At 63.0% G+C, this 25,185-nt stretch carries 22 protein-coding genes and 1 tRNA gene; 15 read left to right on the top strand and 8 right to left on the bottom strand.

Annotated features, from left to right (window positions below; translation table 11 throughout):
- Nucleotides 1-441 (top strand): hypothetical protein, encoded by a 441-nt coding sequence (locus AUL36_RS18445; protein WP_062223068.1) that lies wholly within the window; start codon nt 1-3, stop codon nt 439-441.
- Nucleotides 442-632: 191 nt separating this feature from the next.
- Nucleotides 633-5,216 carry a hypothetical protein gene (locus tag AUL36_RS18440; RefSeq protein WP_062223066.1) on the top strand — a complete coding sequence of 1,528 codons (4,584 nt, stop codon included), beginning with the start codon at nt 633-635 and terminating at the stop codon, nt 5,214-5,216.
- A 69-nt stretch (nt 5,217-5,285) separates the two neighbouring features.
- On the opposite strand, the gene AUL36_RS24885 is transcribed toward AUL36_RS18440, so the two are convergent.
- A complete protein-coding gene (locus tag AUL36_RS24885) occupies nt 5,286-5,408 on the bottom strand; it encodes a hypothetical protein (protein ID WP_280137300.1) in 123 nt (40 codons plus the stop codon).
- Between the two features lie 108 nt (nt 5,409-5,516).
- On the opposite strand from AUL36_RS24885, the gene AUL36_RS18435 reads away from it, so the two are divergent.
- From AUL36_RS18435 to AUL36_RS23395, 8 genes are all read left to right on the top strand, one after another.
- Nucleotides 5,517-5,750 carry a DUF7940 domain-containing protein gene (locus tag AUL36_RS18435; protein ID WP_062223065.1) on the top strand — a complete coding sequence of 78 codons (234 nt, stop codon included), beginning with the start codon at nt 5,517-5,519 and terminating at the stop codon, nt 5,748-5,750.
- Nucleotides 5,737-6,375, top strand: coding sequence for a lysozyme (locus tag AUL36_RS18430; RefSeq protein WP_062223064.1), 639 nt, complete (start codon nt 5,737-5,739; stop codon nt 6,373-6,375). The genes AUL36_RS18435 and AUL36_RS18430 overlap by 14 nt, the downstream gene beginning before the upstream one ends.
- Nucleotides 6,372-6,722, top strand: coding sequence for a DUF6527 family protein (locus AUL36_RS18425; RefSeq protein WP_244497164.1), 351 nt, complete (start codon nt 6,372-6,374; stop codon nt 6,720-6,722). Before AUL36_RS18430 ends, AUL36_RS18425 begins: the two co-directional genes overlap by 4 nt.
- Nucleotides 6,719-7,168, top strand: a complete 450-nt coding sequence (locus AUL36_RS18420) for a hypothetical protein (protein ID WP_156418456.1) — start codon at nt 6,719-6,721, stop codon at nt 7,166-7,168. Before AUL36_RS18425 ends, AUL36_RS18420 begins: the two co-directional genes overlap by 4 nt.
- Entirely contained in the window at nt 7,059-7,295 is a 237-nt protein-coding gene (gene lysC / locus AUL36_RS25065; protein WP_441294145.1) for an Rz1-like lysis system protein LysC, read from the top strand. Before AUL36_RS18420 ends, lysC begins: the two co-directional genes overlap by 110 nt.
- 52 nt (nt 7,296-7,347) lie before the next feature.
- Nucleotides 7,348-7,677 carry a hypothetical protein gene (locus tag AUL36_RS18415; RefSeq protein ID WP_062223061.1) on the top strand — a complete coding sequence of 110 codons (330 nt, stop codon included), beginning with the start codon at nt 7,348-7,350 and terminating at the stop codon, nt 7,675-7,677.
- Nucleotides 7,670-8,260, top strand: a complete 591-nt coding sequence (locus tag AUL36_RS18410; protein ID WP_062223060.1) for a hypothetical protein — start codon at nt 7,670-7,672, stop codon at nt 8,258-8,260. The genes AUL36_RS18415 and AUL36_RS18410 overlap by 8 nt, the downstream gene beginning before the upstream one ends.
- Nucleotides 8,261-8,432: 172 nt before the next feature.
- Nucleotides 8,433-9,686, top strand: a complete 1,254-nt coding sequence (locus AUL36_RS23395) for a carbohydrate-binding domain-containing protein (RefSeq protein ID WP_082655928.1) — start codon at nt 8,433-8,435, stop codon at nt 9,684-9,686.
- 170 nt (nt 9,687-9,856) lie between these two features.
- On the opposite strand, the gene AUL36_RS18395 is transcribed toward AUL36_RS23395, so the two are convergent.
- Together AUL36_RS18395 and AUL36_RS18390 are read right to left on the bottom strand one after the other, a co-directional pair.
- A complete protein-coding gene (locus AUL36_RS18395; protein ID WP_062223053.1) occupies nt 9,857-11,251 on the bottom strand; it encodes a tyrosine-type recombinase/integrase in 1,395 nt (464 codons plus the stop codon).
- A gap of 133 nt (nt 11,252-11,384) precedes the next feature.
- A tRNA-Ser gene (locus tag AUL36_RS18390) sits at nt 11,385-11,474 on the bottom strand.
- An 805-nt stretch (nt 11,475-12,279) separates the two neighbouring features.
- Here AUL36_RS18390 and AUL36_RS18385 point away from each other — a divergent pair.
- Nucleotides 12,280-13,461 carry a glycosyltransferase gene (locus AUL36_RS18385; protein ID WP_082655931.1) on the top strand — a complete coding sequence of 394 codons (1,182 nt, stop codon included), beginning with the start codon at nt 12,280-12,282 and terminating at the stop codon, nt 13,459-13,461.
- Nucleotides 13,462-13,494: 33 nt separating this feature from the next.
- Nucleotides 13,495-15,612 carry a GumC family protein gene (locus tag AUL36_RS18380; protein WP_062223051.1) on the top strand — a complete coding sequence of 706 codons (2,118 nt, stop codon included), beginning with the start codon at nt 13,495-13,497 and terminating at the stop codon, nt 15,610-15,612.
- 182 nt (nt 15,613-15,794) lie between these two features.
- Here AUL36_RS18380 and AUL36_RS18375 read toward each other — a convergent pair whose 3' ends face one another.
- From AUL36_RS18375 to AUL36_RS18355, 5 genes are all read right to left on the bottom strand, one after another.
- Nucleotides 15,795-16,739, bottom strand: coding sequence for a hypothetical protein (locus AUL36_RS18375; RefSeq protein WP_062223049.1), 945 nt, complete (start codon nt 16,737-16,739; stop codon nt 15,795-15,797).
- Nucleotides 16,740-16,779: 40 nt separating this feature from the next.
- Complete coding sequence (locus tag AUL36_RS18370; protein ID WP_062223046.1) at nt 16,780-17,856, bottom strand: glycosyltransferase; 1,077 nt, start codon at nt 17,854-17,856, stop codon at nt 16,780-16,782.
- Nucleotides 17,857-17,878: 22 nt separating this feature from the next.
- Nucleotides 17,879-19,024 (bottom strand): UDP-galactopyranose mutase, encoded by a 1,146-nt coding sequence (gene glf / locus AUL36_RS18365; RefSeq protein ID WP_062223044.1) that lies wholly within the window; start codon nt 19,022-19,024, stop codon nt 17,879-17,881.
- Nucleotides 19,025-19,126: 102 nt separating this feature from the next.
- Complete coding sequence (locus AUL36_RS18360; RefSeq protein WP_062223042.1) at nt 19,127-20,572, bottom strand: hypothetical protein; 1,446 nt, start codon at nt 20,570-20,572, stop codon at nt 19,127-19,129.
- Between the two features lie 15 nt (nt 20,573-20,587).
- Complete coding sequence (locus AUL36_RS18355) at nt 20,588-21,934, bottom strand: flippase (RefSeq protein ID WP_058633855.1); 1,347 nt, start codon at nt 21,932-21,934, stop codon at nt 20,588-20,590.
- A gap of 357 nt (nt 21,935-22,291) precedes the next feature.
- On the opposite strand from AUL36_RS18355, the gene AUL36_RS18350 reads away from it, so the two are divergent.
- The 3 genes from AUL36_RS18350 (at nt 22,292) to AUL36_RS18340 (ending at nt 25,121) form a co-directional block, all read left to right on the top strand.
- Entirely contained in the window at nt 22,292-23,167 is an 876-nt protein-coding gene (locus AUL36_RS18350) for a glycosyltransferase family 2 protein (RefSeq protein ID WP_244497167.1), read from the top strand.
- Between the two features lie 71 nt (nt 23,168-23,238).
- Nucleotides 23,239-24,057 (top strand): glycoside hydrolase family 16 protein, encoded by an 819-nt coding sequence (locus AUL36_RS18345; protein WP_062223040.1) that lies wholly within the window; start codon nt 23,239-23,241, stop codon nt 24,055-24,057.
- Nucleotides 24,057-25,121: a glycosyltransferase family 4 protein gene (locus tag AUL36_RS18340; RefSeq protein ID WP_062223039.1), complete on the top strand. Its 1,065-nt coding sequence runs from the start codon at nt 24,057-24,059 to the stop codon at nt 25,119-25,121. The genes AUL36_RS18345 and AUL36_RS18340 overlap by 1 nt, the downstream gene beginning before the upstream one ends.
- The last annotated feature ends 64 nt before the right edge of the window (nt 25,122-25,185 follow it).

The following is a 25,185-nucleotide window of genomic DNA, read 5'->3' as shown; positions in this document are numbered from 1 at the left end:
ATGCCGCAGGCTCACCTGACCAAGAACGGCTTCTACGATCGCACCGTTGCAGCCGACCTCATCGTGGGCGAGGGCACGTTCACCCCGTTGCCGGATTACGATCCAGCGACAGAGGTTCCGCGCTTCATGGGTGTTGGCTGGCAGGCTGTCCCGCTTGCGGTGCGGGATGATTGCGTCCCGCCCACGCCGCCTCCGGCTCCCGTGCCGGCCACCGTGACCATGCGGCAGGCACGGATCGCTCTTTCCCGCTCCGGCCTCCTTTCGAAAGCCGAAGCCGCCATCGCGCAGATGGCGGGGCAGGCGGGTGAAGAGGCCCGGATCGAATGGGAATATGCGGCCGAGCTGAAGCGCAATCATCCGCTGATCGCCGCGCTGGGGCAGGCCCTCGGGCTCTCGGCCGAGGCGATCGATGATCTCTTCCGCGAGGCTGCGACCATCTGAAAACAAATCGACCGCGCCACCCTGACACATGAGCCGGGTGGCGCGGTCGGTACATCGCCGGGGAGGAACGGCGCGTCTCGTGGCTGCAAACAGCCGTGAGGGCATTTCAGTTCCCTATCCTTGCCTGAACCTGACTTCACTCAAGGCCGCCCTGTGCGGCCTTTTTCGTGTCCTGACATAGGAGGCCCGTCATGGCCCGTACACCTGCGCGCATCAACGCCACGAAACGCTCTCTGGCCGGCGCGATCGGTGCCGGCGTCCTCGTGCCGGGTGGAGGGAAGCGCAACCGCTACATGCTTGCGTCGAACCGCTTCGGTCTGCCAACCGACTATGCCATCAACGACAGCGGTTACGCCTCCGGTGACACGTCTGGCCGCTCGGGCGGCAACGGGACGTCCTTCGCCAAGTACCAGTATCGTTCATGGGCCTTCTCCACCACGTTCGAGGCCCGAAATGGCCGCTTCCTCTGGGCCAACGTGGTCAACACGATCTTCGGCGTTCGGCCGAACAACTTCCCGGTGACGATCCAGAGGGTGGACGCGCGCCGATGGTCAGACGGCGCAGTCGTCGCTCAGGTCAAATGGGGCGGCTCGACGTCGAAAGTTCTCGCGCCTGCGGAACGCGTCTGGAACGATCCCATGGCGACACTCCCGGCCAACGGTCTCTATTTCCTGGACGTCAATTGGGTCGCCGCCGAGCATGGTGCTTATCCGGCGTTGCCGCCGATGTATCAGGCGGGTGAGGTCGGCGCGGAAAGCCTGACGAACGACTTCTCGGTGACGGGCCGACCGACCGGCTCCGGTACGGCGTCCGCGATCGGTGGGTCGTTCGGCCCTGTTATGTTTGTTGCCGAGGGTTGGGAGGGGCAGGTCTGCCCGATCCTGTTTGCAGACAGCATCACGGATCAAACGACGGTCTCGGCCAAGCTTGCAGCCGGTCGCGGGGATGCGGGGTATCTCCAGCAGGCCCTCGGCGACGTCGCCAGCGGTCCCATGAACTGGATGACTACGGCCCGCTATTCGTCCAACTTCTTCGCGACAATGCGCGACGGCGTTAGCTCCGACGCGACCCCGACCGACGCCAAGGGCGTCATCGACTGGATCGCGGACGCTTGCGCTTTGCTCCAGCCCGAGCCCATGTTCGACGTCGCGATCTCGGCTCACGGGCGAAACAACCTCGCGACCAACCAGACCTTCGCGGGCATGCAAACCCTGGTCGAAGAGTTCGCCGCCAAGCTGCAATCCCGCTACCCCGGCATGCCGCTCGTGCAGCTTGCGACGCCGCCATCGGTCACCGTTCCGGCGAATAGCTTCATCACCCCTGGCGTCACGCAGACCCCGTCCGGTTCTGGAAATTCTGCCGGTGGGACCATCCAGCGCTGGCGGGACTGGATCGTCGGCAATGGCGGCGGCAAGATCGAAAGCACCACCCGCGACGCTCCGACCTTTATCGGCATCGATCCCTGGCAGGACAGCCGCGATCCCTCCGACTTCGGCAAATGGGTCGTGGACTCGTGGCAGGCGACGCTTTTGGAAGCGGTGTCGGCCAACAGCACGAATGTCATCCACCTCTCCGAAAAGCCGGACATCGGCGACACCTTGGCCTTCGAGGCCGGTACTTCGAACTTCGAAACGGGCGCTCGCATTTTCACCGTTGCATCCGTCGTGGCCCGACAGGGCGGTGGATGGACGGTGACGGGTGTCGGCGGCGCACGAAACTCGCAAGCCGATGCGACGGCGGCGAATGTTAACGGCAGGCTCGCCAAGGCTCACGACGTCGGCGCGGTCGTCAACCGTGTCGCATCCGCGGACATTCCGGGGGCAGCTATTGTCCACCCCGCGCACAAATACCAGCAACTGGCGAAGATGCGGATCGTACCTTTCAAAGATGCCATCGCGGTCGCTGCTCGCACCTTTTTGCCGGCTGGCAGTTTTGGCCTCGGCCCGGCCTCGGCGTCGTTCGTGGCCAACTCCACCGCTGGCTTGCCGATCGCCGCGATCACCGGCTTGAACAATGGTGAGGCGATCGCCACCATCGCCCCGAACGATGGGAGGCTGACCTTGGACGCTTCGCGCCGCACCTTGCTGGTCGGTCTGACAGCTTCGGCCGTCGGCACGATCGCTGCGAGGCTGACGACAACCAGCGGACGCAAGCTCTCGATGTCGATCGCCGTTGCTGCCAGCGCCCCGGTCACCTTGAACAACCTGTTCCAGACGGCGCAGGCCAACTCCTATTCCGTGTATGCGGACGAGGCTGAGAACACACCGCTGTTCCGCGTCGCACGACGCGCCATCGGCTCGACCCTCACGCTCACGGTTTCAGGCAACAAGCTGAAGCTCGTGGACGACGGGACGGACGCCTTTGTCGTGAAGGGCTCCGGCTCGCTCACGCTTGGCGAATCCATCCCGATCACCATCACGGAGACGCACCCCAACGCGACCAATAGCGGGCTGCAAAGTTCGTCGCAGGTCGGCGTGAACGCGAAGGGCAACTGGCCGGGCTTGCTCGCGGCTGGCTACAAGAACGTCGCGATGGCGGGGCAGGTGAACAACGCCTCGCGCGGGGCCTTCGGCACTCGCACCCGCACCTATGCGCGCAAGCCGATGAAGATCGGCCGTTGCTCGCAGAAGTCGCTGTACGTCGGGTTCTCGACCGTTCGCATTGAAGCCCTGACGAGTTCGGAAGAGCTGGCGGGGCCGGGCACGCCCATCGCGGCAGCCTCGGTCGAAATCCCGGGCGCGCCCACGCCGGTCGTTCGCCTTCTCTTCGGAGGCTCGCAGACCTTCACCATTCCGGGTGGCTGCGATCTCTACTTCGCGGACGAACTGACGCCTTCCATGTTCGGCCTGACGGAGTTCGAGGACTCGACGGAGATCATCACGAACACCATCGCGGACATTCCCGATGGCGCGGTCGTCTATGTCTGCGGTCAGACCCTCGGCACGTCGTACATCTACGATCCGACCGTGGACACCCGCGCGCCGGCTGACCTCGTGATGATCCCGGGCGGGATCAATCAGCCTTCGGGCGGCGCGACGTTGCCCGGCCCCGCTCCGGTGATGGTCGTCGGCGTTCCGGTTGACGGAAAGACGCAGGTGCCGAGCCTCTTCATCGTGGGCGACAGCATCACCGACCGCCTGTCGGACGGTGGCGGCGTGGGCGACAACGGCGGCGGCTATGCCAAGCGCGCCGCCTTCGCAGCCGGTATCCCGTTCTTCTCTCACTCGCTGGGCGGCCGTCAGGTCGGGCATTGGGTGGCGAACAACTACTTCAGCCGCGCCTATGCTCGCTTCCACACCATGACCTATTCGGGCCTCGGCACGAATGACATTGGCGGCGGGCAGACCGATACGCGCATCTGGGCCAACCTTCAGCGGCTCTATGCGCAGATGCGCTCGTTCGGGCACACGAAGGTGACGCAGGGCACGCTTGCGCCTCGCGTTTCGACCGGCACGCGGAATGGTTCGATGGAGAACATCCTGACGAACTATCGATGCACCGACCTCGCCAACCAGTTCCCCTGGTACACATCGGGCGTCGGCGGCATCGGCTACGAGCTGGGCGGCTACAAGGACCAGACCAACACGCGCATTCGCAACGGGATCGGCGCGAGCGGCGGCCCTGACGCGCTTCTCGACATCGCCGCGCTCTGTTCCGACGCGGACTCTGGTCCGTCTAAGTACAAGCTGCGCTCGTTCACATCGTCGCTGACCTCGGCCTCGGCCGTGGGGGCGACGACGCTGGTCATGGCCGACAAGCCCGATGTGGACGAGACGTTCGTGATCGAGCCCGGCACGGCCAATGTCGAGCCGGTCCCGGCGCAGAACTTCCCCTATAAGGTGGTCAGCGTGACGGGCTCGGGCCCCTACACGGTGACGATCACGGGCGGGACGTTGACTTTGGCGCATCCGGTCGGGTCGGTGATCCGGGCGACAAACTGCAACGACGAGACGCATCCGACGACGCCGATCCACAAGGAGGCGGCGGCGATCCTGCGCGATCAGCTTCTGGCCCTCTATCCGGCCTATGCCTTCGCGAATTCGGAAGCCTCGGCTTATGTCGCGCGCATGACCTCGCCGCCGAGCGACAGGCGGCGCGCGCTGGTGGACAAGCTGTTTGGTGATCTCAAGACGGCAGGCGTCCTGTCAGTCCTGGACGAGCTGCATATCGTTGCGGCTCACTCGCAGCAGGCGGCGAACGAAAACCTTGTCTCGACAGCCTACACGCTGACCTCGACCAACGCCTCAACCTTCCCGACCTGGACCAAGGATCGGGGCTACAAGGGCGACGGTTCGACCAAGTTCGCGTCGGTCAACTTCAACCCTTCCACCGCGACGGGCGCGAAGCATCAGCAGGACAGCGCCCATATCGGCGTCTTCACGCTGGTGGACGGCACCACGGGCGAGGACTACGGCTCGGCCAACGGCCGGACCAACGTCCATTCCCGCGCGTCGGGGCATGGTGGCCGCGTCAGCCAGACCACGGGCGGCCTCGGCGGCTCGGGTTCGACGGCTTCGCCGCACCATGTCGTCGCCAACCGCACGGGGGCGGGCGCGTCCGAGCTTCTGGTCGACGGCGCTCAGGCCGCTACGCTGACCACGGCCTCGGCCTCGCTCGCGACGGGCCTCGACCTCCTGCGCAACAACAGCTCCTATGGCGACGCGCAGGTGGCCGTGATCCACACGGGCGGCGCGCTCACGTCGACCGCGCAGAAGACCGGGCTTTACAACGCCCTGAAGTCCTACCTGCAGGGCGTCGGCGCGATCGCCGCCTGACCCAACTAGCCCGGCCATAGCGCCGGGCCCTCAACGGAGCGCGGGTGCACCGCGCTACCATCGACGCCGCTACTTAGCCGACTTCCCGCCGGCCAGAACGCCGCCCTTCAGGCTGGGGGCTGCAGCGATCGTCTTCTCGACCGCCTTCTTGGGCTTGCGGCCCTCTTTGGAGCCTTTGCGCTTCTCACCCATGTGCCGATCCTTTCGAGGTTGCCCGGCAGCCTCGCACGCTTCGGCGACTCCACCACCATCAATTCGTCAGCTTGTTTTCACGAGCCCACTTTACGCCCCGGAGACACCATGACCCTCGTCGCCAACTGGCGGGCGGTGATCAGGCGCGCCTGGTCGCTGCGCTTCATCGCGGCCGCCTTCCTCTTTTCCCTTCTCGAAGTCGCGCTGCCGGCCTTCGACGGCGCGCTGCCGATCCAGCCGCGCATCTTCGCGCTCATCTGCGCCTTCGCCTCGGCCGGCGCCTTCGTCGCCCGCATCGTCGCGCAGAACTCGCTGCCGGAGGATGACGATGCCCGTCCATAAGATCGTCGCCACCAAGCGCGGAAAAGCCGCTCTCGCGGGCGCGGCCGCGCTCGCCATCACCGGCGGCTGGTCCGCTTGGACTGCACGCACGCCGGCCGAAACGCCGGCCACGATCCGCGCCGCGATCGACAAGGGGCTGACCCCGCCGGCCGTCGCGCTGGCCGTCGATCGGCTGATCAAGCCGTGGGAAGGGCTTGCCCTGAAATCCCATTGGGACCGCTACGCCAAGATCTGGGACATCTGCTACGGCGAAACCCGGATCAACGGCCAGCCGGTCAAATCCGGCATGAGCTTCACGCCGGCCGAGTGCGAGGCGATGCTCCGGCGCCGCGTCGTGCGCGACTATTACCTGCCGCTCGTCGATGGCGTTCCGGGGTTCCTGGCCGCGCCGGTCAGCGTGCAGGCCTCGATGACGTCGGGAGCCTATAACTTCGGCGCGCCGGCCATGATCCGATCCACGGCCGCCCGGCATCTGACAGCGCGGCGCTACCGGCCGGCCTGCGAAGCGCAGACGGCATTCAACAAGGCGGGCGGCGAGATCGTCAACGGCTTGGTGAAGCGTCGCGAGATGGGTGACGCGCAGCGCCTCGGCGAGGCCGAGCTCTGCGTGTCGGGGATCGAATGATGGGCGCGCGCGGTGTGTTGCGCTTCGGCGCGGGCGGGCAACTCTTCCTCCAATGCCCCGGGTGCAACCAGCGGCACGGAATCCGGGTGGGCGAGGGGCCCGGTCCACGATGGTCCTGGAACGGCGACTATGGCAAGCCAACCTTCCAGCCGTCGGTCCTCGTGCAGGGCGTGCAGCCTTTGACCGACGATGAGCATAAGCGGGTGATGGCCGGCGAAACGATCGATCCGCCGCCCCTCGTCTGCCACTCCTTCGTCAGGGACGGACATATCCAGTTCCTGGATGACTGCACCCACGCGCTGGCCGGACAGACCGTCCCGCTCCTCCCGATCGGGGATGAAGAATGATGGGCCCGCTCGACAGGTTCAACCTCGCCGCGGCCGTCGTCGCCGGCCTCGCGATCGGTTGCTGCATGGTCGGCGCTTACGGCGTCTTCTTCGCCTTGCCGGCCGCGCGCGAGGACGGGCGCAAGGTCGAAAGCCTCGCCAACGCCGAACGCCTGATCGAGGCGACCCAGGCGGCTGAAGCCGACCGAGCCGCCCGGCAGACCAAAATCAATGCGATCGAGGCGGACTATGCCCGGCGCACGGCCGAGCAGGAGGCGCGCCTCGTCTCTCTCGAGCAAGCCCTTCAGGAGAAACCCGATGAAGCTCCTCCGGCCGGCGGCGCTGCTTGCCGCGTCTTTGTGCCTCGCCGCGTGTCGAACGAACTCGACCGTATCGGTCGCACCTCTGCCGCTCCCTCCGCCCCGCGTCCCGCCCAGCCTGACGCAGCCGTGCCGGCCCGTCGCTGACGTGCCGCCGCGCGATCTGACGATGCCCGAGGCCGTCCGGCTTTGGGGGAGGGACCGTCAGGCGCTCGGCGAATGCGGGGCGCGCCACGACGCGCTGGCCGGCGCGGTCCGCGCGGCCGGCTCCTGATCGCGCTCGCCCGAGCCCGTCGACTCAGCCCCAACAGAAGGACGGGCAGCACATGGAATGGCTTTTCAGCGCCGACGCGCGGTTGGCGCTTGGTGGCGCGCTCGGCGGCGCCGTCGGCTGGATGACCCGGCGCGGCAGCTTCACCGACGGCGTCATCCAGGTCGCGGTCGGCGGCATCTGCGCCGTCTATCTCGCGCCGATCGCGATCCCGACCCTCACGGCCCAGCTGGGGCCGATCACCGGCACGACCGAGGAACTGGCGCGCCTGTCGGCCTTCGTCGTCGGCATCGGCGGCGTTTCGGTGAGCGGCTTCATCATCGACCTCTTCCACTTCTGGCGCGTTCGTCGCGGCCGCATCGCAAAGGACACGAGCGATGAATGAGCATCTGCAGGCTTTGCGGCGCGCGGCGAAAAGGGCCGTCCTGACGATCGGCTGCGGCGTGGTGGCGCTCGTCGCCTACTTCTCCGCCCAAGGGCTTCGCTATGAGGCCGGCCGGCTCGAGGTGAGCTATGCCCCTGTTCTCGCGCCGGTCACCATCTGCGACGGGCGGGTCAATCCTGACACCGGGGAGTGCTCCGGCTCGGTCGTCGTGTTCGAGGCGTTCACGCAGACGAGCGCCGTCTGTGACGGCCGAGATGCGCTGGTCTCAGGCGTCATGAGCAAGGTGCGCTCCGACGCGCGCTACATCGACGGACGGCAGCAGATCTATTTCGGCGATCCGGCCGGCCGGTTCCGGCGCGCCATGTTCGAATTCGAAGACCAGCAGGACGGGACGCCGACCAACCGCCCGCCGGGCGTTCAGGACTGGGGCCCGTGGCGCCTGCGCGGCGGATGCGTCACCGAATTCAAGACCTGGTTCACGTCGGTGGAGCATCGGCCCTGGCACGGCTTCTGGCCGCTGCCGACCGTGACCGGGCCGTTTCCGCTACCGCGCGCATTGTTCCTGCGGGCAGATCAAGAGTGAAGTCAAGCCCAACCGCGCACGGTTTGCGATCGGTATCGATGATGTTGTAGCTTCGCAACATGGTTAAAATTCTGATCGCCTAACTCGCGTATAGGTAGCATTCCTGAGCGGCTTCCAGCACAACTTAAGGAGGTTTTGGCCGGCTCGAATTTGGGGCTGGCGTGGAGGAAAAATGATTTCCGTTTCGAAATATAATTTCGCCAAGCTGATCGACTTCGGGGATGGTGTTTACTCCATTTCAGCCAATATTGATGATGCGGGAAGAGTATTTGGTAGTTTCTCAGGACCAATAGAGCAAACATATTCAGGATTCAGGTATTACCCTGTACATGGATTCTATATTGATGGAGAAAATTCTGGCGTAGTATACAATGAAATAAACACTTATGTAACTGGCTTTGATGTCATGGGGGCTGTTACTGGTACGTATGCGAACCCCTTGGATGGGTATGACTATCGCGGTCATTGGGGTCCAATTGAAATTGGTAATTTCCGTATCGACGGTAATGGATATTCAAGATTTTCTGGCCCAATCGTAGAAGACGCAATCAATACCAATATTCCCAACATCGCGGTGCCTCAAGCGAAAGACGTGCATCTATTCGATGTCAACGCAAAAGGTCAGGTCGTCGGGGAGTTCACAGACATCAATGGTCAATCCCACTTGTTTGTCGCTACGCCAAAAGAGGCAAATTCAGATCTTCTAAAGCTTCGAGTGTCTGGAGATTCATACCAAGGCGACGCTCAGTTCGTTGTGAAGGTCGATGGGAAGCAGGTTGGTGGCGTTCAGACAGCCCACGCCTCGCATAAGGCCGGCCAATGGGACGATCTTGAGCTGCGGGGCGATTTTCAAAGCGCCCGTCAGGTCGTGGTGGAATTCATCAACGACAAGGGTGCCGGCGCCGGCAAAGATCGAAACCTCTATGTTGATCATGTGAGCATTGAGGGGAACGTCGTAGACGGAGGGGATGCAAAGATTATCGCCGGAGCGGGGCAGTCTGGCCGGGAAACCGCCCTCTGGAGCAATGGCAAGGCCGCTTTCGATTTCGATAATGCGTCTTCCCCGACGGGAATGAGATTGCGAATTTCTGAAGACGCGCATGACGGCCACGCTCAATTCATCATCCGGGTTGACGGAGAGCAGATTGGCGATGTTCGGACTGTGAACGCCTCACACAAGCAGGGTGTGTGGCAGAACGTAGATGTTTCCGGGTATTTCGCGGACGCGCGCAGCGTGAGCGTGGAGTTTGTCAACGACGTCAATGCCGGCCCAGGTAAGGATCGAAATCTCTATATTGATAGCATCATTGTGGACGGAGAATTCCTTGACAGCGCAGACGCTGTCGTGCCGGTCGGGATCGGACAGGCTCACAATGAAGTTTTCCTCTGGGGGAATGGCGCAGCCACCTTCCTGCTTGATGCATAGCGGTAGCTGAAGCGAGGGAGTTCGCCCCGCTGACCCAACGAGGGATGAGTTTCCGCTGCTATGGGATCAGTTGATACCTCGTTCACTCCGTGGAGGTGCCAGCCGTAGCAAGGGCTATGGCCGGCACCTGCCGGCACCGGGCCGTTTCCGCTACCGAGCGCGAAGATCGATCAGGACGGCTCGTCCGAAGGCCGATAGATCGCGATCTTCTTGACCCATTCGAACTTCTTCTCAAGGGTTGGGCCGTCGCCGTAGCCGGGGCGGTTGAATTTGTGGCCCATCAATCTGGCATCGATGATGTCCGGCGCGTCTGCTGCGGTGAGGCGATCCTTGAAGGAGTGGCGAAGGGAGTAGAGCGTCTGCCTTTCCCTCTCCCTCAAATCATGGTCTCGGAAAAAGTTGCCGACGAGGGCGGACAGAGAATCTGTGTTGTCCTTATATTCGCCGGCCGTCGCCAGCAGGAGCTTGGCCCCTTCCAGCGAGGGTCCGACCAAAGGCAACTCCCGTTTGGAAAACGGGGTCTTCAGCTTCCTTCCCGTGTAGCTGGTGATTCGGATGTGCGGTATCTCAGCCTTCAGGCGAATGTCGGCAGGCCTCAGACCCGTCAATTCGCTGGGCCGCGCGCCCGTGTTGATCATGGTCAGGATAACGCCACGCGTCGCTGGGTTCAGGCGCTCGAGCAGGCCCGGGGCCAAGATGCGGTCGCGAATCCAACTGGTCGCGAAGGGGGCGCGTCCGTCTTCTTCGTCTTCTTCATCCGCGACAAAGCGAAGGCCCTGGAAGCGCCGCGGCAAATCGAGATCAAGCCGATCCGAAAGGAGGGCGATCATCTTGCCGATATGCGTGATGTCCTTGTTGGCCGTTTCCGCCTTCAGCACTCGCATGACGGTTTCGCCATCCGGTCCTTCTTCAGGCTTGCCAGTGCTGATCCATTCGAACCAGCGATCACGAAAGCGGATTGCGTCGGCGCGGGTGACAGCCGCGATTGGCTTGTCTCCGATGACGGCGATGAGATGGCCCACCGCCCGCGTCAGAGGCAGGCGCCACTTATGCACCTGCTTTTCGGACTTGCCCAAAAGCTTGTCCTTAGTTGCCTTCTCATATTCTTCGACGAGGTTTGAAATGAGGATCGGCGGCTCCTCGGCTGTGCCCATCACCGCCGCGAACAGTTGCTGATGATCGGCTGACGAGGCCTTCGTTTGGGGTTTGCCTTCCAGGTTGGCCGCCGCGCGCTCCAGCCGCGCGAATCGCTCCTCTCGCGACGTCTCCATCAACTCTCTGGCCGGGATATAGGCGAAACCCTCGAGGCGCGCTCTCGCTACAGTTGCGCGAAAGCGTTCTTGCGAATCAGTGCCGGCGCTATGCACCAGCGAGCGCCAGTGCGCTTCGGCGATCTTATTGAGACGATCGCGTGCCGTCACCGCTTCGGCAAAATCCGACGTCTCGCAGCTAAGGCGCACTTTCGATCGGGGATCGAGGTGCTTGTAGCGATCCGGTACGCGGCGCTCATAGTACCAAATGCCCTCGCGGAGGGTCAGCCATTTGATCTTGGGCTTGGTCGCCATTGCGTCCGAATGTCCCCCGGTTTGTGCCCCGGTTCGTCCCCCGATCGGCTAAGTGAGCCGGCCCAAAAACGCCCGAAATCTGGGGAATGTCATGTCATGCAGGGGATTGGAGCGCAAGTTCTTGTTACGTTCATGGCGGAGAGGATGGGATTCGAACCCACGATACCATCTCTGGTATACTCCCTTAGCAGGGGAGCGCCTTCGACCACTCGGCCACCTCTCCGGTAAGCCCGCAGTAAAGGATGGAGGGCGCGGGATCAAGAGGGTGCGGTGGAAAAGCGCGGGTGCCTCCTGTGTCGGTTCAGCGTCCGGCAAGCTGCGACTCGACTGGCCGCCTTTTCGACCGTCGATGGGCGTAGGGCTTGAGGAAGGGCCGATAGATCCGTCCAACTGGGGAAGCCGGGTGGACTTCTCGCATGCTGGCCGGTTCCGCCCAAGCGGAAGGTCGCGGCCAAGCGGTGCGCTCGCAGCCGTCGGATGATACTTCACCAGCTCATGGTTCCAAAACAGCGCGGCGACGCATCCGGCTTCGAACTGAATCGCGATCCTTGGCGCCAATGAACTGCAGTCGTATCGGGTGAAACTGTCGAAATTTTTAGGCTTATTTACGCGGCTTCCGCAGGGCTTAATAAGAGTTAAGTAGCGAGATGGAGTTCGGACCGCTCCGATCTTCTCAAAACGGCCGCGAAGCGTGGATAAGCTCATGTTGATGCGCGTAAGCGTTGCAATGCTGCACCGCAATGTGCACAATCTGACTGAATATGCGCAATGCGGCGTTTTGCTGGTGCGCAGCTTATTGACCTAACGGAAGCTTTCTCCACAGGTCCGCGATCGCGCTCTCTCGTCGCAAGGCGCCGGCGAGAGCGTCACGATTGTGGTGCTTGGAGAAAACTTTCGATGAAGCCGTGGCTTCGATGCGCTGCTCTTTTCCGTTTCGCGTCATGTCGGATGCCGACATCCCGGAACCTGAGAGTGGCGAGCCTGCATCGTCATCGGACTTGGTCGCTCGGGAACTGGGGAGTGAAAGCGTGAAGGTAGCGATCGTCCACTACTGGCTCGTGACAATGCGAGGCGGCGAAAAGGTTCTCGAAGAACTCTGCAAGCTCTACCCGCAAGCCGACATCTTTACCCTTGTGGTCGACGAGGCCAGTCTGTCGCCCATCCTGCGCAAGCATAAGATCACGACCTCCTTTCTTCAGAGCATTCCCGGCAGTCGCAAGCACTACCAGAAGCTCCTGCCGTTGATGCCGTTCGCGATCGAGCAGCTGGACGTGACGGATTATGACCTCGTGATCTCCAGCGAATCGGGGCCGGCCAAGGCCATCGTCACGCGGCCCGATGCCCTACACATCTGCTACTGCCATTCCCCGATGCGCTACATCTGGGATCACTATCACGTCTATCGCCGGGAACTGGGCGCCGTTTCGCGGTTCGTCTTTTCGCTCGTCGCCCCCTTTCTGCGCATATGGGACGTGACGACGGCGGCGCGTGTGGACGCGTTCGTGTCGAACTCGGTTCATGTGTCGCGCCGTATCGCGCGCGTCTACAATCGCATGTCGACGGTGATCTATCCGCCCGTGGCCATCGAGGATTTCGAGCCGGCGGAAACGGTGGACGATTACTATCTCTGCGCCGGCCAGCTCGTCACCTACAAGCGACCGGACCTTGCGGTTCAGGCCTTCACGCGGATGAACAAGCGGCTGGTCGTGATCGGTGACGGGCCGCATCTCGACGCCTTGAAGAAGATCGCGGGTCCGACGGTGACCTTCCTCGGGCGCTGCGACTTCGCGACGCTTCGCCATCATCTCAGCCATTGCCGCGCGCTGGTCTTCCCGGGTGAGGAGGATTTCGGCATCCTGCCCGTGGAGGCCATGGCGAGCGGGCGTCCCGTCATCGCCTATGGCGCGGGCGGCGCGGTGGAAAGCATCGGCGACGAGGGTGCGGGTGTCTTCTTTCGAGACCAGACTGTGGACGGCTTGATCGAAGCGGTCGAGCGCTTTGAAGCGCGGGCGGGTGAATTCGATTCGAAGGCCATCCGCGCGCGGTCGGAAAATTTCTCGGCGGCTCGTTTTCGCCGTGAAATGCAGACATTCGTCGAGACCGAATGGGCGCGCAAGCAATCTGCGTTCGAGCGCCCATCCTGGAATCGCGAGCCGGCCGACTTGAAGGAGCGCGATCTCCTGCTTCCCGCGAAAACCGATCAGGCGTAATCAAGACCAGCAGGGCATGGTGGAGACTGTAGTATGGAAATGAAGTTTCCGCCCCTCAGTGGCGCCGGCGTGCGCGAAGGCCGCGCGGGCAATCTGCGCGACGAGTTGTATCGCCTATTCGGTTTCGTTCGGCGGCAGATCCTGCTCGTTGCGATCGGCGCGGGCGTGGCGGCGGTTCTGGCAGCGATTATTCTCCTCAACACCGTACCGACCTATCGCTCGCAGATCCGGCTTCTGTTCTCCGAGCCGCCGAACTTCATGCAGGCCGATCGCGATCGACGCGCGCTGGGTGAGGCGGACGAATATATCGCGACGCAGATCGCGCTGATCGAATCGCGCAGCATTGCCGAGCGTGTCGTCAAAGAGCTCAACCTAGGCGCCCGCGTCGATGAGATGCACCAGAGTCACGGCCTTCTGTCCTCGCTGAGTTCGCTCTTCTCGAGCAGCGAGCCGAAGACCGAAACGCCCCAGGAAGCCGAAAGCGCGGATGAGCGCGCTATCGCTTATTTGCAATCCAACCTCGCCGTCTTCCGCATCGCGCGAAGCTATGTGATCGAGATCGGCTTCGATTCCTCGGACCCGACGCTGGCCCGCGAAGTGGCGGATGCCTACGGCAAGGCCTTTCTGGCCGATCAGGTCGAGGGGCGCCTCGACGGCCTGAGCCGCATCAGCAAATGGTTGGAAGTCCGCATCGAGGAAATCGGTCGTGGTTCGCGCGAAGCCGCCGAAGCCGTCACGCGCTTCCGCGCCGCAAACGGGCTGGTCGCGGCCGATGGGCGTCTGGTGACCGATCAGCAGCTCGAAGGCCTGAACCAGCAACTGATCAACGCGCGTGCCAGCGTGTCGGCGGCGCAGGCTCAGGTGGAGATCTATTCCGCTGCGATCAAGGACGGAAACGTTCAGACCCTGATCGGTCTGCGCCAGCGCGGCAGCAGCAACAATGCCAATTCGTCCAGCGATATCGCCAGCGACTACCTTCTCGCCGCCGAGCGAGAGCGCGCGGTGATCGCACGCTGGGGCGCGGACAATCCGCAAGCCAAGGCTATCACGGCCGAGAAAGAGCGTCTGGCCGACCAAATCCGTGCCGAGGCTCGGCGCACGCTCGACGCCTACCAGGCCGAGCTCGCTCGCAGCCAATCCGAGCTCGCGGCGATCAACAAGAATGTCGATGCGGCAACCGCCAAGAGTGAGGGCGTCAGTTCCACGATGGTCCAGCTGCGCACGCTGGAGCAGAGGGCGCAGTCCTACCAGTCGCTCTACCAGAACTATCTCGATCGCTATCAGGAACTGATCCAGCAGCGCTCTCTGCCGATCGACACAGCGCGCATCATCACCACCGCGGTCCAGCCGGACTCGCCGCTTTTCCCGAAATACAAGATCGTCATGGCGCTTTCGCTCGTGCTGGGTGGGGCCCTTGGCGCGGCCGTCGGCGTCGGGCGCGAGTTCTTCGACCGCTCGCTGCGCGGGCGCGCGGACGTGGAAGCGCATGGCGTGCCCTTCCTCGGCTTTATTCCGGCGCTCAGCCAGAAGGCCGGGCTTCTTGGCGGCGTGTCTCCTGACAAGGCCGATCGTATTCTCGACCGAACGCTTCAGCGACTTCTGGTGGCGACGGACGCGATGCGCCTGGAGCCTATGGTCATCGCGATCACGCCGCTCGAAAACGACAAGGCCCAGAACCAGTCCTTCATCGCCAAAGCCTATGCCGACGAATTGGCCAAACTCGGCCATGAAGTGTTGTTGATCGCGCGCAATCCCGAACGTGCTTCGACAGCGGCGGCGGGCGCGCTGGCGCGGCACAGCGCGCGCTCTCTTGTCGCCGAGCCCGGCAGCCACCAGAACCCCACGGTCATTCCGGCAGGCAATCTGCCGGTTCTCAGCCAGTCGGCCAATCGCACGGGCGTTCAAACGCTAGGCTCCAGCGTGTCCGGCCTGTCCGGCCGCTTCGATCGCGTCGTGATCGAAAGCACCTCGTTGGAGCAGGCGCTGCATGTTTCGGCGCTGCTGCCTTCGGTCGATCGCTTCATCGTGCTGGCCCGGTGGGGCAGCATTCCGCGCCAGTCGCTGACGGAAGCCATTCGCTCGGTGCATGGGCTGCGTGCCAAATGCTCCGGCGTCGTGCTCGACGAGGCGGATCTCAGCAAGGTCGTTTGACCGGCCGACCACTGTTTGAAACGGTTCGAGCCCTTCGCCCCGAATGCCGGGTCGGAGGGCTCTTTCGTGTCTAACCGATGGCGTGTCGCCGTTGAGCGCTGTCGCAATGTCCAAACGAAAGAAGCGGCCGATGCGCTGGGCATCGGCCGCTTCTTTGTCGGGCAAAGACTATGGTTTGATCGTCAGCGGAAAAACGCCGCGCGGACCTGCTCGGAGAACATGTCCCGCTCGCCCGCGATGAAGTCGCGATAGGGCTGCTGCGCTTTCAAATGGGTCTCGAAATCACCGAAGACCTGCGCGACGAGAGCGCCGAACTTGGCTTCCAACGACGGATCGATGGCGAGCTTGTAGCGGTCTTCCAGCGGCATGTCCTCTGCGAAGGCCGCCGAGCCGCGCTGGCCTGCGATCACCACGGTTCCAAGCGAGGCGGCCTCGCGCGGGAGGCGGTCCTTCCCGGGATGCTCGCCGAAATCGATGTAGATTTTGGCGCGGGCGAAGGCGTCCTCCACCTCGGCCTTCGTCATGTTGATGATAGGCTTGAAGGTGAGGCCGGGATGAGCGCGTTGCAGCCGCTCTGTGATCGGCAGGCCCTTCTTGGGATTGTAGAGAATAATGTCTTCGCGGGCCGGCGCGTCGGCCTTGGCCGGCGCGACCGAGAGATAGTCCGACAGAATGCCGCCTGTCACCCCCCAGCGCTCGAGGCGAGCCCGCGCGTAGTGGGACTGGAAGAGATGCTTGGTGCCCGACAAGGACTGCGCCTTCACCAGCGAGCGCTTGTAGGTGTTGGCGGCCAGACGCTGCGGGCCGCTGCGCTGCGACAGAAAGAAGTCGAAGCTCAGCCACCAGATGAACCGCTCGGCCTTGGAGAAGAGCGGGATCTGCCGGACCATGGTTTCCGGCGCCACAAGGCAATCGTTCTTGCCGAGCGTGAGCTTCTTCATCGGCGGTGTATCGTAGATCCGATAGCGCTCGGGAACCGGCGCTTCCGGGTCCGGCACGTAATGAATATACGCGTCACCGCCCTGCCGCCGGATTTCGTGCACAAGCTGATGCAGAAGCTCCGGTCCGCCCGTCTGGACGTTCGACGGCGCGAGAACCGCGATCTTTCCATAGGCGCAACGAGTCATGCAAAGGCTCCGAAAGGGCAGGGTATCGAAAAGGCGGGAATCATTTTTGCGGCGAAGGCGGCGTTGCCACCGTCGCCGTATGGTGGTCCTTGGGCGTGATCGCATCGACCGGCAGTCGGCACACGCCAAGGAAGAAGTCTTTCACCAGAACCTTGCCGCCCAATCCCGCGCCCGCCTCATAGGCCCTGGCGGATCGGAGGCGGCGGAAGACCGCGAGGCGTTCGCCAAGACGCGGCGCGCGATAGACCTCTCTGCGATCGCGGTAGAGATCGGCGAGACCCTGCCAATAAGCGGCTGCCGCCCGCGCATGGGCTCTGGTCCCGGCATCCGACGCGTTCGCCTCCACCTCGCGCAGGAGGCTCGCGCGATGCGCGGCGATGCCTTGGTGCATGTCCATGATCTCGGCGGAGGCGACGAGCTTGCCGCGCAGGCGCAGAAGCAGCCCCTTGCGCAAGCCGCCATAAGCGTTCTTCCCATGCTGGCGATAGCGCACCAGCCGGTCGGGCAGGATCACGGTTTTGCCGAAACTGTCGCCGAGGAAGTGAATCCAGCGATCATGCGACAAAGGCGAGCCGACCGCGTGATTGTCGAGGCCGCGCCGGTCGGAGGGGATGAGGTCGAGGAGATCGCGCCGGAAGACCTGCGTCAGCCCGAAAAACACGTCCCAAGGCTCCAGAGACAAAGGCGGGCGAATCTCGAAGCCCGTAATCCCCTGGTCGAACGTGCCGATTTCCTGCGACTCGCCATCAATCAGCGAGGCGGCATGAACGCACATCACCGCCTGTTCGCGTTCAAGATGCGCCAAACAGGTCGCGAGCTTCTCCGGCGCCCATTCGTCGTCCTGATCGCAGAAGGCGACGTAATCGCCCGTCGCGAGCTTGGCATTGGTGAGGAAGTTCTCGCCATAGCCAAGCCGCATCGCGTTTCTCTGGATGCGAACCGGAAAGGGTGCGGAGGCCGCGAAGGCGGCGACGATCTCGAGGGTCGCGTCGCTCGATCCGTCGTCGCCGACGATCAGTTCGGAAGGCAGATGCGTCTGGGCGCGGAGGCTTTCCAGCTGGGCCGATATGTACCGGGCGCCATTGTAGGTCGCCATCACCACCGAAACCGTTGCCATCAATGCCTCCGAGCCCTGCCGCTCAACCGACGCTCGCCGGGGCGAGCTGCTTTTCGAACAAGGCGAGAGCCCGGCCACAGGCCTGATCCATGTTGTAGTAGGCGTAATCACCCAGACGCCCGGCAAACCACACCTTGCCCGACAGGTCGCGCGCCATCTGCTGGTAGGGCTGAAGCGCTTGCGACGTGCCTTCCGTCGGAATGGGATAATAGGGCTCGTTCGTGCCCGGCACATAGGCCTCGGGATATTCCTCGACCAGAACCGAGCCTTCGCCCTTCTGCCCGGTCAAATGCTTGAACTCGGTGATGCGCGTGAAGCCGAATTCGTTGGGGTAGTTCACGGTGCCGACCGGCTGAACCATGCTCTCCGTCGTTTCGACGAGGCGGAAGCGCAGGCTGCGATAGGGCAGGGCCCCATGCTCGTAGCGGAAATACTCGTCGATCGGACCGGTGAAGACGACCTTGGCGTCTGGATAAAGCTCGCGAACGGCCTCGTATTCGGTGTTCAGCGACACTTCGATATTGGGATGATCCAGCATCCGCTTGAACATGGCGGTATAGCCATCCACCGGCATGGCCTGGAAGCGATCCTGAAAATAGCGATCGTCGCGGCTGACATGCACCGGAACGCGCGCGCTCACGGATGGCGCGAGATCCTCGGGCTTCATGCCCCATTGCTTGAACGTGTAATTCTCGAAAACGCGCGAATACACGTAGTCGGCAAGGAAGGTGAGTTCGGGATTGCCATCCTGGCGCATCTTCAGGATGGGAACCTTGGTGCCGTAGCCATAGGCACCGATCAGCGCGTCGCTCAGGCGCTCGGCCATCTTGGCCGGAAAAAGGTCGGTCAGCGTGTTCAGGTTGAACGGAATCGGCGTGTAGCGCCCATCCACATGCGCCAGCACGTGATGGAAATAGGGCCGCCATTCCGTGAAGCGCGACAGATAGGTCCAGATCGCCTCGCTGTTCGTATGGAAGATGTGCGGGCCGTATTTGTGGACCAGAACGCCGTAGGCACCGGGATAATCATAGGCGTTGCCGGCGATGTGATCGCGCCTGTCGATCACCAGAACCTTCTGGTCCAGAACCCCGGCGATGCGCTCCGCTAGAACGGCACCTGTGAAGCCCGCGCCGACAATGACCCATTTGGGCTGACTGGTGGAGTGCATGAATCCGCTCTTCTCGCTGCGATGGTGCAAAGCAACATCGTCGTTACTCTTAGTCAAGGATGGAATATTGAATATCCCAATAAAACGGCATCGGAGACAGTTTTAAGCAATTGATATTTCGGACTGCTCGGTCGAATGGTCGCTTCGATCCGACTCTATTACGGCGGGCGATGTCTCGTAGCGCGAGCGCCCGGCCGCCAGCATGACACCCATCGTCATTCCGGTGAGCGAACCGAAATCCGGGCTGGTGCCGATCAGGATGCCGATGGCGAAGCCGGGCAGGAGCGCCCAGCGACCGGCCGTCAGAAGGGCGGCGGCTTGCCCGTCCCGCTTCGGCCGGCGGCGCACGTAGCAGGCCAGCACGAATCCACCATAAAGCACGACGCCGAGAAGGCCCGTGTTGCTGGCCAGCGCGACCCAGAAGTTCGACGCTCGCGAGCTGCCGACCCCGATTCCGAGACCCCAGGACGAGACGAAGGCCTCCCACGCCGTGCGCGTCCACATGTTGCGCTCTTCGAAGGAACTCGACGTGGTCTTGGAGACGAGAAGATCGTCCAGAATAAAGGCGATTCGATCGATCAGGGCGGGCTGGAGCAGGAACAAGGCCGCAATCGCCGCCAGCGCGAGCAGACCGATCAGCGCTTCCACCCGGATCGCGTTCATCGTGTCTGGGTCGAAGCGCATGACACGCCAGATCCATTCCAGCCCGACCGAGGCCAGGAAGACACCCAGTCCGACGTAAGCCGCCGAGGACGAGGACATGATCGCGAAGACCGCGAGCCCGCCGCAGGCGGGCAGCGAGAGAAGGCGCATCGGATCGGAGGCCGGAAAGGCGCGGCGTGCGAAATACAGCAGCGCCAGAAGCACGACGCAGGTGCTGCCGAAGGCAGACGCTTCCGGCATCAGGCCGACGACCCGCCGCGCGCCCAGAACCTCGGCGTCCACCAGAAGCGCATAAGTGGCGGTCCGGAACGCGTCGAGAATGGCATCCAGCGGAACGAAATTGCTGGCGTAGTCGAGAAGGCCGGTTCCAACCGTCACGAGGCAGCCGGCTAGGATCGCGCGCGGCACGACGGCGCGCACGCGCGCGCTTCGCAAGCCCACCGAGGCGGTCAGCGTCGTCATGACCGAAATCGCGAGATAGGCGAGCTGCGAAATGTTCTGGGTGCTGGGAGCCAGCGGCGCCATCGGCCCTTCGATCGCGCGCACGGGCACGACGAGAATCTGCCCCGCGAACAGACGCGGCATGAGCAGAGTGCTGACGATGCAGACGAGGAGAAAGGTGAAGAGCAGCGCCTGCGGCCGTGCGTGCAGCACTCCGCTCAGGAGGTTCGCCGCCTGACCCGGCGCGAGGAGGATGCGCAGCGACAGGAGCGCCGCCACGATCGGCAGGGGGGTGAAAGTCAAGCCGCCCGTCAGGGCCGGCGGCACCGCCGCCAACGATCCGAACGGGACGGCGCAAAAGAACAGGACGATAAGGGCCGGCACGCCCCGAACCAAGGCCAGCAGCGCCAAGAGCCAGAAAAGAGCGAGAACGAGAGCCGACATGGGCGCCGCGCCGGATCAGGCCGATGCGGCCGCGAGGCCCGTATGCCAATGCCCCCGGAAATAGCCCGTCTTGAGGACGTAGATCACCATGGACAGGGATACGAAGCCTTCCACGATCAAAAGGGTCATCGCTGCGCCTTCGGGGCCGAAGGTCTTGATCAGCGGTGCGATGATCACGAGGCTCAGAATGCCGCCGCTCACGAGAATCGTGTTGAAGGCCTTGGTGCGCTTGTTGGGCAAAAGGATCTGAAGGCCGAGAAAGGTCGAGAAGGACATGACCACAGGCAGGAAGGCCAGCCAGCGCAGGACTTCGGCCGCCGCCGCGAACTGCTGCCCACCGATCAGCACCACGAATTGCGGCGCCAGAACCCAAAGCGCGCCTGTGATTCCCGTCGAGATCACCACGAGGCCGATGCCGGAAATTTTCAGAAGCGGCGCGGCCGAGCGCGGATCGGACGCCACGAGACGGCTGATGCGCGGGAAAAGAGCGGTCGAAACGGGCTGAAGCACCGATTGTGCGGCTTGCCGGATGCGGTCGGCGAGGGCGAACTGCCCGACCGCCACGGGGCCTGCCAGGAAGCCCAGAATCACGGGCGTCAGATTCACATAGATGCCGATCGCCGTGGTCGACAGAAAGATCGCCGAGCCCTCTTTGATCTCTTCGAAGATGTCTCGCGCACTGGGCCGGCTCCAGATCAGAATGCCGTCGCGATGCAACAGCCAGACGCTGACGAAGCCCGCCACCAGAGAAACCGTGCCCTGGATGGCGATGATCAAGGGTGCGTCATCCGGCGCATGAACGAGAAGGATGATCAGCACGAGCGTCAGGATTCGACCGCCGATCTGGATCGCCGAAAAGGCCTTCATCCGTTCCAGCCCCTGCAGCAGCCAGTTGGGGAACAGGGCCGTGCCGGCGATGACCACAAGACCCCAGGCGTAGAAGGGGGCGGCATCGGCAAAGAAGGGAACGGTCTCGATCAACACGAGAAGCAGGGCGCCCATGACGCCGGCCAGAATCACCTGACCCGCGATGGTCGCGATCGCGACGCGCGAGACTTCATGAGGGTCGTCGCCGATCGCCGCGATCTTGCGTGTCGCGCTCCAGGAGAAACCCCAGGACACGACGAGGCAGAAGAAGCTGAGAACCATCTGCGTCAGCGCGACATGGCCCCAGTCCGCCACGCCCAGAACGCGCGTCGTATAGGCCGCGATCGCCAGGGGCAGCACATAGGCGGAGATCTGGAGAAAGCCGAGCGCGGTGATATTGCCGATCAGGCCCGCGCGCGCATGACCGCCCGCAGGCGGAACCGCCTCCGCCGCCGAGTTGGACGGTTTGCGACGCAGGAAGTCCAGGCCGGGCATACGAAATCTCCTCACCATTCGGTGGGCTCAGTGAAATCGGTCGAACGGCGGCTTGCTGCACTGCACGAAAAACCGGCAATGAAAGTCACTATGCATTGACTTTCCGTCAGCGTCCAGCAAGAAAATCGGTTCAGGCCTTGCCGCAGTGCAAAAAAATCCAATTAAGATTCATATCAATTCAGATCGTTGCTTGTTGTCCTTAATGACTGGTGGCGTTTGTATGGCGAGAATATGGTGATCGGCGGTTCGAGGCAGTGTCTTTGTATGCGACGGCTGGCAGTCGCCGCGCTTTCGAACGGTTAGTTCATGAGTATGATGGACAGGAACGCGAGTTTGGTAGTCGGATCGAAGTTGCCCGTGTATATCGGGATCGCCACCTCGGGTCGTGCGCCGATCCTGAACGAGGTGCTCCGCGATCTGGCGCGTCAGGAGACTCTGCCCGCGCGCGTTCTCGTCTGTCCAGCCCGCGAGGAGGACTTGGACTTTCCGCCAAATGAGACACTGCCTTTCGAGGTGGAGCGGGTTCATTCTACGCCCGGCGCTTGCGTCCAGCGCAACGCCATCATGGATCGGCTGTCGATGGAGCGGGACGGCGTGCTCCTGTTCATGGACGATGATTTCTTCCTGCGCGCCGACTACATTTCCGAATTGTCCAAGCTCTTTCAATCGCAGCTTGACGTGGTCATGGCGACGGGTACGGTTCTGGCCGATGGCGCACCGGGGCCCGGTTTGAGCGTGGAGGAATCCCTCGCCATTCTCGCGGCTGATCGTGACGATGTGCCCGAACGGATCGAGCCTGTTTATAATGGTTATGGTTGCAACATGGCCGTGCGCTTGGAGACTGCCGAGCGACACAGCCTCCGTTTCGATGCCGAAATGCCGCTTTACGCATGGCTGGAAGATGTCGATTTCAGCCGGCGGCTGGCGGCGCATGGGCGTCTCGTCTCGTCGACGCGCCTGCGCGGCGTTCACATGGGCGTCAAGCGCGGACGCGGTTCGGGCGTCAGGCTGGGATATTCCCAGATCGCCAATCCCTGGTATCTCATGCGCAAGCGCACCATGCGACCCGATCTCGCCGCCCGTCAGGCTCTGCGCAATATCGCGGCGAATGTCGCCAAGATGGGTAGGCCCGAGCCTTGGGTCGATCGCAAGGGCCGCGTAAAGGGCAACCTTCTGGCGGTGGCCGATCTCCTGCGCGGGCGCATTCATCCCCGGAACATTCTTTCGCTCTGATCGCACGGCAAGACCCCGCGCGTGGCGCGCCGATCTTGGTTCGGCGCACTCGCCCAGCATAAGGACAGACGATGCGACCCCACCGCCTACAGCGTCTGGCGACGCGCTTTCTTCTGGTTGTCGGCACGCTGGCCGCCGTCCTCGGCACGCCGGCCCGTGCGGAAGAGCAGAAGCTCGATCTCAGCCAATACGACATCACCTTCGCGGATGAGTTCGATACGATCGACGTGTCGGCTTGGGGACCGAACACACGCTGGATCGCGCATACGCCTTGGCATGGTGATTTCGGAGACGCGCAATTCGTCGATCCGCGCCCGGGTTTTCCCTTTACCACCGAAAACGGTATCCTGACGATCACGGCGGCGCGCAACGCCAACGGAAAATGGGAAAGCGGTCTTCTGTCGGGCCATGACCTGAAGGGGCATGGTTTCGCGCAGACCTATGGCTATTTCGAAATGCGCGCCAAGCTGCCGGCGGGCGAGGGCGTCTGGCCGGCCTTCTGGCTGATGGGAACAGAGCGCTCGAAATACGCCGTGGAAGTGGATGTGATGGAGTTCTATGGCCACGAGCCGACGAAGTTCCAGAGCTATTACCATCTCTGGCAGATGGATGGAAAATCGCCCGAGAAGCATATCGGTCACATGCAGCAGACCGGAATCGACCTGACGAAGGATTTCCATACGTTCGGCGTGATGATCGAGAAGGACAAGACGACCTATTATCTCGACGGCGTCGCCTACTGGTCGTTCGACACGCCGCCGGAATTCGCCCAGCCCTTGTTCCCGCTGGTCAATCTCGCCTTGGGGAGCGGCTTCTCGATCGAAAATACGCCCGATCCCTCGCGTCTCCTCGTGGACTATGTCCGCATCTACGCAAAGAAGCCGAACTGATGCGCGTTCTCCATCTCGCCAATCATTGCCGAATGGGACATGGGAATGTCCATCTCGCCGTCGATCTCGCCTGTGTGCAGGCCGAAAAAGGCGATACGGTCTTTTACGGATCGGAAGGCGGCGAGTTGGAACCCACGTTGGCCGCATCCGGCGTGACGCATGTCACGGTGGTGCAGCGCACACGTCGTCCGCAGCAGTTGCTGGGTTCGGTGGCGCAGTTGCGCCGCCTCATCCGGCGGGAGCGGATCGACATCGTGCACGCGCATATGATGTCGGGCGCCGTGCTCGGCTATCTCGCGACGCGCGCCAGCCGGGCGCGGCTGGTCACCACAGTCCACAATTCCTTCGATTCCCACGCTCGAATCATGCGGCTCGGCGACCGCGTCGTTGCGGTCAGCCAGGCCGAGCGGGCCGCCTTGCTTTCGGTCGGGTTCAAGGAGCGGCAGCTCGCCACGATCGTCAACGCGACGCTCGGCGGCGCCAGGATGCGCATGTTCGGCTCGAAGGACGTCTGGAGCCGTTCGGTGCCGGTGATCAGCACGGTCTGTGGCCTGCATCGCCGCAAGGGAGTCGACACGATCATCGACGCCTTTGCTTCGCTTGCGGGTCGCCATCCTTGTGAATTGCATATCGTCGGTGACGGCCCAGACCGGCAGGCTCTCGAGAGCCGAGCCGCCGCGACAGGCTTTGGCGAGCGAATCGTCTTTCACGGTTCGCTGGAAGACCCAGGCCGCATCCTGCGCGGCGCTGACATCTTCGTTCTCGCCTCCCATGCCGAGCCGATGGGGCTCGTCAATATCGAGGCCCGGCAAGCCGGCTGCGCCATCGTCGCATCGGATGTGGGGGGTATCCCGGAGATTCTGGACGGTGGCCGCGCCGGCATGCTCGTCCCGCCGCGCGACACCGCTGCCTTCGCGCAAGCCATCGAGCGTCTGCTGACCGACCCCGATCATCTGCGCGACATGAAGCAACGCTCACAAGACGGCATCGAACGCTTCGGCGTCGGTCATCTGTGGCAGGAGCATGATCGTCTTTATACGGGATTGATAAGCGAGCCGGCATAGCCGGCCTCGTCTTGAGAAGCAGGCACGGCAAAAATCCAGCGAGTCGGAATTCGCGACGGTGTTT

The organism is Aureimonas sp. D3, assembly GCF_001463805.1.
GTDB lineage: Bacteria > Pseudomonadota > Alphaproteobacteria > Rhizobiales > Rhizobiaceae > Aureimonas > Aureimonas ureilytica_A.
Note: the sequence above shows the minus strand (reverse complement) of the source record. Positions and strands in the feature narration are given on the sequence as shown.